General features: G+C 67.6%; 19 protein-coding genes. 12 read left to right on the top strand and 7 right to left on the bottom strand.

Annotated features, from left to right (window positions below; translation table 11 throughout):
* The first annotated feature begins 11 nt into the window (after positions 1-11).
* Positions 12-491 (top strand): metal-dependent hydrolase, encoded by a 480-nt coding sequence (locus tag ACNSN7_RS05000; RefSeq protein WP_418281111.1) that lies wholly within the window; start codon positions 12-14, stop codon positions 489-491.
* 135 nt (positions 492-626) lie between these two features.
* Here ACNSN7_RS05000 and ACNSN7_RS04995 read toward each other — a convergent pair whose 3' ends face one another.
* Positions 627-1,559: a sulfide-dependent adenosine diphosphate thiazole synthase gene (locus ACNSN7_RS04995; RefSeq protein ID WP_418281110.1), complete on the bottom strand. Its 933-nt coding sequence runs from the start codon at positions 1,557-1,559 to the stop codon at positions 627-629.
* A gap of 150 nt (positions 1,560-1,709) precedes the next feature.
* Here ACNSN7_RS04995 and ACNSN7_RS04990 point away from each other — a divergent pair, with 150 nt between their 5' ends.
* The 5 genes from ACNSN7_RS04990 to ACNSN7_RS04970 all read left to right on the top strand — a co-directional run bounded on the left by ACNSN7_RS04990 (position 1,710) and on the right by ACNSN7_RS04970 (position 3,187).
* Positions 1,710-1,976 carry a 50S ribosomal protein L37ae gene (locus ACNSN7_RS04990; RefSeq protein WP_418281109.1) on the top strand — a complete coding sequence of 89 codons (267 nt, stop codon included), beginning with the start codon at positions 1,710-1,712 and terminating at the stop codon, positions 1,974-1,976.
* On the top strand, positions 1,977-2,111 hold the full coding sequence (locus ACNSN7_RS04985) for a DNA-directed RNA polymerase subunit P (RefSeq protein WP_418281107.1): 135 nt from the start codon (positions 1,977-1,979) through the stop codon (positions 2,109-2,111).
* Between the two features lie 27 nt (positions 2,112-2,138).
* Complete coding sequence (locus tag ACNSN7_RS04980; RefSeq protein ID WP_418281106.1) at positions 2,139-2,381, top strand: KEOPS complex subunit Pcc1; 243 nt, start codon at positions 2,139-2,141, stop codon at positions 2,379-2,381.
* Positions 2,382-2,509: 128 nt separating this feature from the next.
* Positions 2,510-2,893, top strand: a complete 384-nt coding sequence (locus ACNSN7_RS04975; RefSeq protein ID WP_418281341.1) for a prefoldin subunit beta — start codon at positions 2,510-2,512, stop codon at positions 2,891-2,893.
* A 6-nt stretch (positions 2,894-2,899) separates the two neighbouring features.
* Positions 2,900-3,187, top strand: a complete 288-nt coding sequence (locus ACNSN7_RS04970) for a DUF3194 domain-containing protein (protein WP_418281105.1) — start codon at positions 2,900-2,902, stop codon at positions 3,185-3,187.
* A 36-nt stretch (positions 3,188-3,223) separates the two neighbouring features.
* Here the strand turns inward: ACNSN7_RS04970 and ACNSN7_RS04965 are convergent, their stop codons facing one another.
* A complete protein-coding gene (locus ACNSN7_RS04965; protein ID WP_418281104.1) occupies positions 3,224-3,682 on the bottom strand; it encodes a DUF7992 family protein in 459 nt (152 codons plus the stop codon).
* Between the two features lie 199 nt (positions 3,683-3,881).
* Between ACNSN7_RS04965 and ACNSN7_RS04960 the strand changes: the two genes are divergently transcribed.
* Together ACNSN7_RS04960 and ACNSN7_RS04955 are read left to right on the top strand one after the other, a co-directional pair.
* On the top strand, positions 3,882-4,667 hold the full coding sequence (locus ACNSN7_RS04960) for a DUF7979 domain-containing protein (protein ID WP_418281102.1): 786 nt from the start codon (positions 3,882-3,884) through the stop codon (positions 4,665-4,667).
* A gap of 102 nt (positions 4,668-4,769) precedes the next feature.
* Positions 4,770-5,417, top strand: a complete 648-nt coding sequence (locus ACNSN7_RS04955; protein WP_418281100.1) for an HAD family hydrolase — start codon at positions 4,770-4,772, stop codon at positions 5,415-5,417.
* A gap of 57 nt (positions 5,418-5,474) precedes the next feature.
* Here the strand turns inward: ACNSN7_RS04955 and ACNSN7_RS04950 are convergent, their stop codons facing one another.
* On the bottom strand, positions 5,475-5,894 hold the full coding sequence (locus ACNSN7_RS04950; protein ID WP_418281099.1) for a VOC family protein: 420 nt from the start codon (positions 5,892-5,894) through the stop codon (positions 5,475-5,477).
* Between the two features lie 81 nt (positions 5,895-5,975).
* On the opposite strand from ACNSN7_RS04950, the gene ACNSN7_RS04945 reads away from it, so the two are divergent.
* The gene (locus ACNSN7_RS04945) at positions 5,976-6,674 is read left to right on the top strand and encodes a 2,5-diamino-6-(ribosylamino)-4(3H)-pyrimidinone 5'-phosphate reductase (protein WP_418281098.1); all 699 of its coding nucleotides are present in this window, start codon (positions 5,976-5,978) and stop codon (positions 6,672-6,674) included.
* A 51-nt stretch (positions 6,675-6,725) separates the two neighbouring features.
* Here ACNSN7_RS04945 and lwrS read toward each other — a convergent pair whose 3' ends face one another.
* Together lwrS and ACNSN7_RS04935 are read right to left on the bottom strand one after the other, a co-directional pair.
* Positions 6,726-7,094, bottom strand: a complete 369-nt coding sequence (gene lwrS, locus ACNSN7_RS04940; RefSeq protein ID WP_418281097.1) for an LWR-salt protein — start codon at positions 7,092-7,094, stop codon at positions 6,726-6,728.
* Between the two features lie 20 nt (positions 7,095-7,114).
* Positions 7,115-7,390 (bottom strand): 4a-hydroxytetrahydrobiopterin dehydratase, encoded by a 276-nt coding sequence (locus ACNSN7_RS04935; protein WP_418281095.1) that lies wholly within the window; start codon positions 7,388-7,390, stop codon positions 7,115-7,117.
* A gap of 109 nt (positions 7,391-7,499) precedes the next feature.
* On the opposite strand from ACNSN7_RS04935, the gene uppS reads away from it, so the two are divergent.
* The gene (gene uppS / locus ACNSN7_RS04930; protein ID WP_418281093.1) at positions 7,500-8,441 is read left to right on the top strand and encodes a polyprenyl diphosphate synthase; all 942 of its coding nucleotides are present in this window, start codon (positions 7,500-7,502) and stop codon (positions 8,439-8,441) included.
* 27 nt (positions 8,442-8,468) lie between these two features.
* Here uppS and ACNSN7_RS04925 read toward each other — a convergent pair whose 3' ends face one another.
* Complete coding sequence (locus ACNSN7_RS04925) at positions 8,469-8,927, bottom strand: NOB1 family endonuclease (RefSeq protein ID WP_418281091.1); 459 nt, start codon at positions 8,925-8,927, stop codon at positions 8,469-8,471.
* Positions 8,927-9,172 (bottom strand): PRC-barrel domain-containing protein, encoded by a 246-nt coding sequence (locus ACNSN7_RS04920; RefSeq protein ID WP_418281089.1) that lies wholly within the window; start codon positions 9,170-9,172, stop codon positions 8,927-8,929. Before ACNSN7_RS04920 ends, ACNSN7_RS04925 begins: the two co-directional genes overlap by 1 nt.
* A gap of 193 nt (positions 9,173-9,365) precedes the next feature.
* On the opposite strand from ACNSN7_RS04920, the gene infB reads away from it, so the two are divergent.
* Positions 9,366-11,159: a translation initiation factor IF-2 gene (gene infB / locus ACNSN7_RS04915; RefSeq protein WP_418281087.1), complete on the top strand. Its 1,794-nt coding sequence runs from the start codon at positions 9,366-9,368 to the stop codon at positions 11,157-11,159.
* 58 nt (positions 11,160-11,217) lie between these two features.
* On the top strand, positions 11,218-11,733 hold the full coding sequence (locus ACNSN7_RS04910) for a CNNM domain-containing protein (protein WP_418281086.1): 516 nt from the start codon (positions 11,218-11,220) through the stop codon (positions 11,731-11,733).
* Positions 11,734-11,864: the final 131 nt, after the last annotated feature.

The raw sequence follows: 11,864 nt of genomic DNA, 5'->3' as shown, positions 1-11,864 counted from the left end.
CGATATAGACCATGTACAGTCGGGGTCACGTCGGGCTCGCGCTGCTCGCGTACGCGCCGATAGCGGGCGTGATACTCGACGCGGGGGCGGTCGAACTCGCGCTCGTCGGCGGCGTCCTCGCCGTCGCGTTCGCGACGATCCCCGACGTCGACCAGATGCTCCCGATCCCGCATCGCGGTCCGACACACACGCTCGCGTTCGCGCTCGCGACGGGGATCGCCGCGGCACTGGTTGCCACGGTCGTCATGGCTGGATCCGCCCCGTCCGCGCCGTCGTGGACGCCCCTCTTCGTCGGGACCGTCGTGACGATCACGCTCTGTTCGCACATCGCGGGCGACGCGATCACGCCGATGGGGATACAGCCGTTCCGCCCCCTCTCGGAGTTCCACTACACGATGGATCTGACGCCCGCGAAGAACCCGCGTGCGAACCACCTCTTTCTCGCGGTCGGCGTGGTCGCGCTTGCGGCGGTGGTCGCGGTCGTGCCTTGATCGGCGCGCCGCGGTCGTCCGCTCACCGCCGTTTCCGTCGCCTTCGCCGTTTCCGCCGTCTTCGCCGTTTCCGTCGTCTTCGCCGTTTCCGTCGCTCTTCCGTTCGGAGTCTCGGTACCTGTCCGGCGGGACGGATCAGTCGTCCGCGGGCGTCGGCGGCGATCCCGAAAGCGCCACGTCGCCCGCGTCGACGTCCAGTTCCTCGAGTGCGACCTGTGCCGCTCGCTTCCCGGAGACGAGCATCGCGCCGAACGTCGGTCCCATCCGCGGGAGTCCGTAGGCGGTCGCGGTCGCCATCCCCGTCGCGACGAGCCCGTCGTGGACGAGTCCGGTGTGTTCGACGACGGCGTCCTCGCTCTCGCCGACCCACATCGAGTCGTGACCGGGGGAGTCGTGGCCGGGCGCGCCGTACTGGTCGTCGTCCGTCGTGTCCATCCCCGTGTTGTGTTCCTTCGCGTGCCGGATGCCGGGCGCGTCGAGGACGCCCCGCTCGTCGAGCTTGCTGACCGCGACCGCGTCGTGTCCGGTCGCGTCGATCACGAGGTCCGCCTCGACGGCGATCGGGTCGACGCAGGTGATCTCGCGGGGGAGCGCGTGTACCGGCGTCCAGTTCATTACGATCCCGCCGACTCGGTGATCCTCGCGGATCACGACGTCCGTGAACTCCGTCATGTTCTGGATCTTCGCGCCCGCGTCACAGGCGGCCTTTATCAGTCCGGAACACGCCTCCGGGCCGGACGCGACGTACAGACCCTCGGTGTCACCGGCGGCCTCGACGTCGACGTCGAGGTCGACGAGGACGTCCTGGGCCGGATCTCGAACGGTGACTTTGTTCATCAGGAACCCTCCGAGCCAGAACCCGCCGCCGAGGTAGTTGTTCTTCTCGACGACCATGACTTTCACTCCGCGCTCGGCGAGCTCCGTGGCGGCCATCAGCCCCGACGGACCGCCGCCGACGATGATGACGTCGGACTCCGAGAACTCCATGAACTCGTCGGTCCACTCCTCGCCGATCGCACGCGTTACGTCCGCCTCGCCCACGTCGCTGAAGCCGTTGAATCCGTTCATACAACAGGGTAGTATTACTCAGTAGTAATCAGTGTTGTGGTCGGCGTCGTCGTCCGTCAGATCGATCCTCACGGCGGGGGAACCGGGACGGCGGAACGTCGTCTCCGACTCGTAGCCTTTTTACCCACGCTGGCGGTAGAGGGAGCCACTATGGCTGAGGACAAGGCTCGAAGCACCGGCAGTGCGGGCCGATTCGGGGCCCGTTACGGCCGCGTCGCTCGCAAGCGGGTTCAAGAGATCGAAGAGGAGATGCGCGACGCGACGGTCGACGGCGACGACGTCACGCGCGTCGGTACCGGCATCTGGGAGAACGAGAAGACCGGCGAGCAGTTCACCGGTGGGGCGTACCGCCCGGAGACGCCGGGCGGCCGCACCGTGCGCCGGTCCATCCGCGCCGCACTCGCGGACGAAGAATAGATGAGCTACAAGTGCTCACGCTGTAAGCGCGACGTCACCCTCGACGAGTACGGTGGCGTCCGCTGTCCGTACTGCGGCCACCGCGTCCTCTTAAAGGAACGCGGGGGCGGCATCAAGGAAATCAACGTCGAGTAACGGTCCGGATCGACGACCGACCCGACGATGGCCCGCGAGCACGACACCGTTCTCCGCGTTTCGTACCCCACGGAGCGGCGGGCACGGGTCATCGCCGACGCGCTCACGCCGGAAGTCGGCGAGATCGACGACGCTCGGTCCGCGACGACGGTGGCTCGCGACGGCGACACCGTTCGCGTTCGAGTCGGTGCCGACGATCTGACCGCACTTCGAGCCGGGATCAACAGCTGGTCCCGCCTGATCGAGGTCGCCGAGCAACTCTCCGAGTAGCTCGTTCTGACGGCGGCTAAACGCCCGAATATCGACGATCTGCATCCTCTTCCTCCGGGGCCGTTTCTCGTCGGAGAAGTCGGGGGTTTTTCCGTTCGGGACGCCTCGTCGTACTCATGCAAGGCAATATGCCGCCGGAGGCACAGGAGAAGATCGAGGAGCTTCAGGAACTGCAGGAGACCGCACAGGAGGTCGCCCAGCAGAAAGAGCAGGCACAGACCGCGCTCAACGAGTCGAAGACCGCCCTCGACACGCTCGAGGACGTCGACGAGGACGCCGGGATGTACCGCGAGATCGGCGAAGTGCTCGTCGAGACGGACTACGAGTCCGCCTACGACGACCTCGAGAACAAGGTCGACTCGCTGGAGATCCGTGCCGAGCAGCTCGAAAAACAGGAGAAGCGCGTCGAAGAGCAGTTCGACGACCTGCAAAACGAGCTCCAGCAGATGCTGCAGGGCGGTGCCGGCGGCGGCCCGATGGGCCCGGGCGGTCCGGGCGCGGGCGGCGCGTAAATGCCGATGGACGACGCATCGAGCGGTAACGGATCGAGCGCGGACGACGACGGGCCGAGCGACGCCGAGGTCGTTCGAACCGCGGCGACGGCGGCCGAGGGAGTCGTCTTCTCGTACTACGACCAGTCCGCCGTCACCGACCTCGACGTGACGGTGACGTTCGAGGCGGGCGTCCTCGACGTCGACGTCTACCTCAACGCGCCGGACGACCCCGATCCGGACGCGGTCGCACGGGAGGCGGCCGAAACGGCCGGCGAGGCGGTCGACGAGCTGTTCGACGCGGCAGACGCGTAGTCCCGACGCGGGACGCGCGTCCGGACCCGGACCGTTTCACGTCTCGAAATCGGGGAGATCGTCGGGAGCCTCGAACTCGGCCTCCCAGTCCACGTACTCCGCTTTTAACACCTCACAGACGATCTGTCCGAGCTCGGTGAGTCCGGCGTTTATCGCGGACACCGTGCCCCAGGAGTCGAGGTCCGGGTGAAGGTCTCGTTCCTTCCAGTCCTCGGGGAGTCCGGGCGCGTGATAGCCGACGCGGTCGGCGAAGTCGTCCCAGAAGAAGTCGTATCGGGAGACGAGCTCCAGCTCCTCGACGATCCGCCAGTCGCTCTCGTCGACGTCGCTGGTCGCGGCCCACTCCCTGAACGCCTCCGCCCACGCGCCTTCGTGGAGGAACGCCTCCAGCTCCTCCCGCCGGTAGTCGCCGCCGCCGACCTCGGCGTCCTCGTACTCGTTCGGGTCGACGGAAGCCAACGTCGGCGGGTCCGGGATCTCGACGTCCAGTGCCATACCGATCGAACCACGCGGACGGGCAAAAACACGGCGGCACCGATCCGGACGCGAAATCCGGATGGAACCCCGATCTGAACCCGGATCCGAACCCGGATCCGAACCCGGATGGAACCCGGTCCGAACCCCGATCCGAACCCGGTCCGGACCCGGATCGACCACGAGAAAGCACTTGTACGAGCCGAGAAGAGTCGTCCGTATGCGCAGACGAACGGTCCTCGCCACCTCCGGCACGGTCGTCCTCCCGATCGGCGGATCGGTCGCCGGCTGCCTCGGCGTGGATAACGACGCCGACACCGACGGCACCGGCGACGACGCCGACACCGACGGCACCGGCGACGACGCCGACACCGACGGCATCGGCGACGACGAGAACGACGCCGACGGAGACGAGGGGGACGACGAGTTCCCCGCTCCCTCGGAGTTCGAGGCGTGTGGTCGACTGATCGTCCGGTACGACGAGCTTCCGGCTCCCGCCCGCGAGGAGGTCGACGCCGCGGTCGACGGCGGCTACGAGACCGACGAGGAGGCGTACCTTCCGAACATGCTCGATCCGGAGTCGTACGTCCGCGTCGACGGGACGGAGTACGCGATCGACGTCACTCGGGAGGGGGAAACGACCCGGATCGTCGCCGAGGAGACGATCCCCACCCGCGGTCTGTCGTCGTTCAGGGTGGCGAACCGAACCGACGACCCGGTCGAGGTCTCGGTGGTCGTCGTCAGAGTCCGCGACGACGAAACGGTGCTCGACGCCGACGCCGAACTGGAGCCCGACGAGAGCGAGACGCTCGATCCGTTCGAGCGGCAGTTCGGGCGCTACGAGGCGACGGTCGCGACCGAGGATCTGGAGGAGACGGTGTCGTGGAGCGAAGAGGAGATGTCGATGCCGTTCGAGGGCGTCGAGATACGCTCGGAGGAGGTCGTCGAGTTCCCGCGTGCCGTCCTCGAGCCGATCGACTGTCGCGGCGTGTGGGGGCTCGGCTGAGAACGCCCGACCGAGGCGTTCGAAGGTCGGATGCGAACGGCGATCACAAACGGTCGGCGCGCCGCAACCGATTTATAAGCGGGCCGCCTACGGCCGTCTCCGATGGTCCTCGCCGAGTACGACGTTCACCTGTTCGACCTCGACGGCACGCTCGTCGACGCGGAGTGGTCGTACACGCGCGGCGTGTTCGACCGGGTCGGCGACCGCCTCGGACGGGAGTTCACCGACCGCGAGGCGTACGTCCTCTGGCACGGGCTGGGCGGTGCGCGGGCGACCACGCTCCGGGAGATCGGCGTCGATCCGGACCGGTTCTGGCCGGCGTTTCACGCCGAGGAGGACCCGACCGCCCGCGCGGAAGCGACGTACCTCCATCACGACGCCGCCAGGACGCTCGACCGTATCGACGCGCTGGAGGCCCCGACCGGTCTTGTCACGCACTGCCAGGCGTTCCTCGCGGAGCCCGTGCTCGACCGACTCGACCTCGCCGACCGGTTCGACGCCGTGGTGTGTTGTACCGACGAGACGGGATGGAAGCCCGACCCGGATCCGCTCGAACTGGCGATGCGCGAACTGGGTCTCGATCCCCGCGGCGTCCGCGGCTACTACGCCGGCGACGGCGAAAGCGACGTGGGCGCGGCGTGGAACGCCGGACTGGACGCGGTCCACGTCGAGCGCGTCGGCCACGAGGACCGCGGGCGGTGCGTGCTCGGTGACCGCCGCGTCGAGCGGCTCGACGAGCTGTGGCGGTAGGGAACGCCGACCGACGGGCGACGGGGAATCGACGTTTCCCTCCCCTCGGACTCGCTTTCAGGCGTCCAGCACCTCGATCAGGTTCCCCTCCGGGTCGCGCACGAACAGGATCCGCGTGCCGCTCGACGTCGTCCGCGGCTCGCTCAGGGTCTCGACCTCGTCGTCGAGCCCGATATAGAAGTCGTCGACGTCGTCGACCGAGAGCCCGAAGTGGACCGCGCCCGGGCGGTTGAGCTCCGGCTCGGCAAGGGCGTCGCCCGCCGGTTCGTACTCGATCAGTTCGAGTCTGACGCCGTCGGCGTCGAGGTGGGCGAACGAGCCGGACGCGCCCGCGACGTCGACGGCGTCGGCGAACGCCTCGCCGGAGACGGCGAACTCCGCGAGGAGCTCGAAGCCGAACGTCTCCCTATAAAAGTCGACGACACGGTCGAGGTCGGAGACGGTGACGCCCACGTGGTGTGCGCTGGGGTCGGTCATGCGTGGCGGTTCGGACGCTCGCTTATAAGGCGTGTCGACCGCGACCGAAACGTCCAACCGCCCGCCGGGCGAGGCGTGCGTATGCACGTCGTGGTCAACGCCGCACAGAGCGTCGACGGGAAGCTCGCGACCCGTCGCCGCGAGCAGCTTCGGATCTCCGGCTCGGAGGACTTCGACCGGGTCGACCGCGTTCGCGCGGCCGCCGACGCGGTGCTGGTCGGCGTCGGCACGGTGCTGGCCGACGACCCGCATCTCACGCTCGACGAGGAGGACCGTCGCGTGAGCCGGCTCACGGCCGGCCGGTCCGGAAACCCCGCTCGGGTCGTGCTCGACTCGACGGGACGCACGCCGACCGACTCGCGGATCCTCGACGACGCGGCGACGACGTACCTACTCGTCTCGGCGGCGACGACCGAAACGCGACGCGCGGAGCTCGAGGCGGCCGGCGCGGAGGTCGTCGTCGTCACCGGCAGGGACCGCGCCGGCTCCGACACGGACCGCGTCGACCTCGCGGAGGGGTTCGAGTCGCTCGCGGAGCGCGGCGTCGACCGACTGATGGTGGAGGGGGGCGGCGAGGTGATCTTCTCGTGTTTCGAGGCGGGACTCGTCGACGAGCTGCACGTGTACGTCGGCTCGCTCGTCATCGGTGGCCGGGACGCGCCGACGCTCGCCGACGGCGACGGGTTCGTCGACGAGTTCCCCCGGCTGGAACTGACCGACACCGAACGCCTCGACGACGGCATCGTCCTCTCCTACCAGGTGCGTGACGCCCCGCGCTAGGAAGCTCCCACGTCTCCGCCACGGTGACGCTCGCTCGCCGCCACGGTGGCGCTAGCGCGCTCGAACGTGGATCGACGACCCCAGGTACTTGTGGAGCACCTCGTCGACCGATTCGGCGTTGAACGCCGCGAGATCGTTCGCGATAGCACGCTTGAGGGCGTCGAGATACGCCTCGTCCGTCCGGAGTTCGCTGAACGCGATCGCCGTGACGTCGACACCGAGGCGATCGCTCGCGAGTTCGCGCATCGACGGCTCGTCGCCGACCTCGCCGCGCCACAGGCGGTCCCGAAACAGCAGCCAGCCGGGGTCGCCGGGCGGGGATGCGGGGATCGCCATCGTCGCTTCGAACCGGTCCGGGTCGACGCGGGCGTCGTCCGGGGCCAGCCGGAACGTGACTCGAAACCGGTAGGTTGCCTCCATCTCTCGACGTCCTCCGGTCCTCAGTACTCGTCGTTACACAGCCCCGCCGACCGGAGGTCACGTTTCGTGATGCCGTCGACCTCGTGGGTCGTGAATCGGACCGTGACCGTCCCGTACTCGATCTCGATCGTCGGGTGATGTTGCTGTTCCTCGGCGACCTCGGCGACGGCGTTCGTGAACGTGACGCCGTCGAGATAGTCGTCGAACTCGTACGTCCGGACGATCTCCGACCCCTCGTGGTCCCAGCCGTCCGGAAGGCTGCGCTCGATCTCCTCGTCGGAGAGTACGTTCGCCATACGTCCAACTCTCCCGCGTCGCCGATAACCGTTTCCCCGAGACCGACCGTCCCGCCCCGGTCCGAGAGACACGAAAAGGTACATACCTGCCGGCGGCGAGGGATCGGACATGTTTCCGCGGCCGTACGACGTCGTCGAACGCGCCTACCTCCGGCTCCTCCACCGTGAGATCGACGAGGTCCCCACGCACGTCGCGATCATTCAGGACGGGAACCGTCGCTACGCTCGCGAGCAGGGACGTGACGCCCCCGACGGACATCGTGCCGGTGCCGACACCACGGAGCGCGTGCTCGACTGGTGTGCGGACCTCGGTATCGCGGAACTGACGCTGTACGCGTTCTCGACGGAGAACTTCGAGCGCCCCGACGAGGAGTTGGACCCCCTCTTCGACCTCCTCGAAGCGAAGCTGCTCGAGTTCGCCGACGCCGACCGCGTCCACGACCAGGGCGTCTGTATCCGCGCCATCGGCGACGTCGAGCGCCTCCCGCCCCGCGTCCGGGACGCCGTCGCGTACGCGGAGCGACGCACTGCGGACAACGACCGTTTCCGGCTCAACGTCGCGCTGGCGTACGGCGGCCGGAACGAACTCCTCTCCGCTGCCCGCGACATCGCTCGCGACGTCGATAACGGGGCCCTCGATCCCGACGATGTCGACGTCGACGCCGTCGAACGTCGGCTGTACGATCGACCGGTTCGCGACGTCGATCTCATCGTCCGAACCGGCGGCGACGAACGCACGTCGAACTTCCTCCCGTGGCACGCCAACGGGAACGAAGCGGCGGTGTATTTCTGTGCACCGTACTGGCCGGAGTTCTCCGAGATCGACTTCATGCGTGCGATCCGGACGTACCAGTCGAGAGAGGAATCGTGGCAGCGCGCTCGCACGGAGCGCGCCGTCGCGCTCGTCCACGCGGCCGCCGAAGTCGAGCTTGCGGAGGCGAGACGCGTCGCCGGTCGACTTCGCGATCGGCTGCCCGATATCGACACCGATGCGCTTTCGTCGGCGGTCCCCGGCGACGATCCCGGCGGCGACTCCGAGCGTGTGGACTGACACCGGATCGGTCCCGCCGTTACGGACTCACGCCGGATTCTTTCGGCTCAGGTCGCTTCCACAGATCGGACATCGATCCCGGTTCTCGTCGAACGTCCTGCTACAGCCGACACACTGGAAGCGCCACTCGCGCTCCTCCGTGATCCCGTCGCGTGCGATCGGCTCGACGGGGATGTCGAGCCGTTCGGCGACGTTCTGCATCGCGTAGTCGTCCGTCACGAGGGTCGCGTGAAGCTCCAGTGCGGCCGCGATCAGCCGGACGTCCGTATCCGACAGCTCCGCGGCATCGCCCGATCCCCGCGCCGAACGCTCGACGTTGTCGATCGCCTCGGGCGCAGGGACGTGGATCGTCATGCCGGATCCCTCCATCGCGTCGAACCGGAGCGCGTTCTCCCCCTCGAGCTCCTCGTGGACCTCCGGCACCGAGACGACGTCGTCGTCGGTGGTGTACTGGTGGATGAACGCGGACGTATCGAGGATCTCCATCAGCGGGCGACGACGATGTAGTCTTTTACCGCCTGCACGTTCGCAACCGGTACCTGAAGCCGTCCCGTTTCGTCCATGTCGAAGCCGGATCGCGCGGGATCGAGCCGATCGTCCGGACTGACGAGCAGATGTCGGAGCTGTCCGGATTTGATGTCCATCGTGATGTTGTACAGGTCGCCGAGCTCGGTCCCGTCCGAACCCATCACGGCCTTCCCGGAGAGGTTCTCCGCGAGTATATCTACCATGTGCCCATTCACCCGGGCAACGGTCTTAAACGCCACGGGGCGTCCGACGGACGGACGACGATTCGCCCTGCGACGCGTCGACCCGCCGTGGCACCAAACGCGCGCCGTCGCTGTGACCGTGCGCCGTCGTTCTGAAACACTTAACTGACGTCCGGGCCGAACTAACGCCAACGACCTTCTCGGGGCGATTCTCATGACTGACGACACACAACCGGACACCCTTCGAACGCCGATCGTCGCCGTGCTCGGCCACGTCGACCACGGGAAGACGAGCTTGCTGGACAAGATACGCGGATCCGCGGTGAGCGAGGGCGAGGCGGGTGCGATCACCCAACACATCGGAGCCACGGACATCCCGCTCGAAACCATCTCGACGATGGCGGGCGAGCTCATCGACCCCAGCGACTTCGACCTCCCCGGCCTGCTTTTCATCGACACGCCGGGACATCACTCGTTCTCGACCCTGCGCGCCCGCGGCGGCGCACTCGCCGACATCGCCGTGCTGGTCGTCGACGTCAACGACGGGTTCCAGCCGCAGACCGAGGAGGCGATCGACATCCTCCGCCGGACGGGAACCCCGTTCGTCGTCGCCGCCAACAAGGTGGACACGACGCCCGGCTGGAACCCGCAGGAGGGCCAGCCGATCCAGCGGAGCCTGGAAGCGCAGTCGGAGCGCGCCGAGTCCATGCTCAACGAGGGACTGTACGAGATCATCGGTCAGCTGTCGGACGCCGGGTTCTCGGCGGACCTGTACTGGCGCGTCCAGGACTTTCAGAAGAACATCGGCGTCGTCCCCGTCTCCGCGATCACCGCCGAGGGGATCCCGGACCTGCTGACGGTCCTCATGGGGCTGTCCCAGCGGTTCATGCGAGACGAGATGGCGATCGACGTGTTCGGTCCCGGCGAGGGAACCGTCCTGGAGGTGAAAGACGAGCGGGGATTCGGCGCGACCGTCGACGCCGTCGTCTACGATGGCGTGCTCCGCAACGGCGACACGATCGTCGTCGGCGGGCAGGACGAGCCGATCGTCACGGAGGTCCGCGCGCTGCTCCAGCCGCGTCCCCTAGCGGAGATCCGGACCGAGAAGAAGTTCGAGAAGGTGGCGGAGGTCGGCGCGGCGGCCGGCGTGAAGATCGCCGCGCCGGACTTAGACGACGCGATGGCGGGTGCCCCGATCCGCGTCGTCCGCGACCGGCCGCTCGCGGAGGTGGTCGAGGAGGTGAAAGCCGAGCTCGCGGAGATCGAGGTCGACACCGCGGAGGACGGCGTCGTCGTCAAAGCCGACACGCTCGGCTCGCTGGAGGCGATGGCGAACGCGCTCCGGGAGGCGGAGGTGCCGATCATGCGCGCGGAGGTCGGCGACATCGCACCCCGTGACATCGCCATCGCCGAGACCGCGAACCAGGACGAACACCGGGCGATCCTGGGCTTCAACGTCGATCTCCTCCCGAACGCGGAGCGCGAACTGGAGAGCGCGGACGTCATGCTGTTCGAGAACGACGTCATCTATCAGCTCATCGAGGACTACGAGACGTTCGTCGAGGAGCGCCAGCGCGCCCAACAGGAGACCGTCCTGGACAAGGTCGTCCGTCCCGCGCGGTTCCGGATCCTTCCCGATCACACGTTCCGGCAGAACGACCCCGCCGTCGTCGGCGTCGAGATCATCTCGGGGACGCTCCAGAACAACCGCAACGTCGGCTACTTCGACGGCAACGAGTTCGAGCGAGTCGGCGGGCTCTCCGGGATCCAAAAGCAGGGGGACGACGTCGACGAGGCCCGAGCGGGCGAGCGCGTCAGCATCGCCATCGACGGCCCCACGGTCGGCCGCGACATCGAGGAGGGCGACACGCTCTGGACGGAGATCCCGGAGAAGCACGCGAAGATCCTCGAACAGGAGCTGAAATCGGAGATCACCGCCGACGAGCGCGAGACGCTCTCGGCGTATCTCGACACGCGCCGAAAGCGGGACCCCTTCTGGGGGAAGTGACCTTCTGGAGGAAGCGGCTCGTCGGTACGTTCTTGGCCACCGTGTGTAACCGGGACGTATGGTCCTGTTCCCGTTCGCTCTCGGTGGTATCGTCGCGATAGTCGTTCTGTTGGCGGTGAGCGCGTTCTTTTCCAGCTCCGAGACCGCGATCTTCTCGCTTTCACCCGAGTGGTTCGACGCGCAGGCGGCGACGGGAGATCCCCGGGGACGGACGCTGAAGGAACTCCACGACGACCCCCACCGGCTGCTGGTGACGCTTCTGGTCGGAAACAACGTCGTGAACATCGCCATCTCGAGTATCGTCACCGTCCTCGTCGCCAGTTCGCTTCCGTCCGGATCCGCAGTCGTCGTGACGACGCTGTTCACGAGCGTTCTCGTCCTGATATTCGGCGAGATCGTCCCGAAGTCGTTCGGTCTCGGGAACGCCGAACGCTGGTCGCTCACCGTCGCTGGCCCCGTCCGACTCGTCGAACGAGCGCTCTCTCCGCTCATCTCGATCCTCGACTGGATCACCCGCCGAATGAACGCGCTCATCAGCGGCGATGCGAACATCGAGAAGCCGTACACGGACTGACGGGTCCGTCTCGGTGGGACCCCGAGGCACTCGCACGTCTCTCTGTAGACGCGCTCGCCGACGAACGGGGCGAGCCGAGCGAACGGCCCGCGCGGTCCCTCGTGGACCGCAACCGCCTTACCCCGCCCGCC

Source organism: Halorubrum rarum (assembly GCF_048380895.1).
GTDB lineage: Archaea > Halobacteriota > Halobacteria > Halobacteriales > Haloferacaceae > Halorubrum.
Note: the sequence above shows the minus strand (reverse complement) of the source record. Positions and strands in the feature narration are given on the sequence as shown.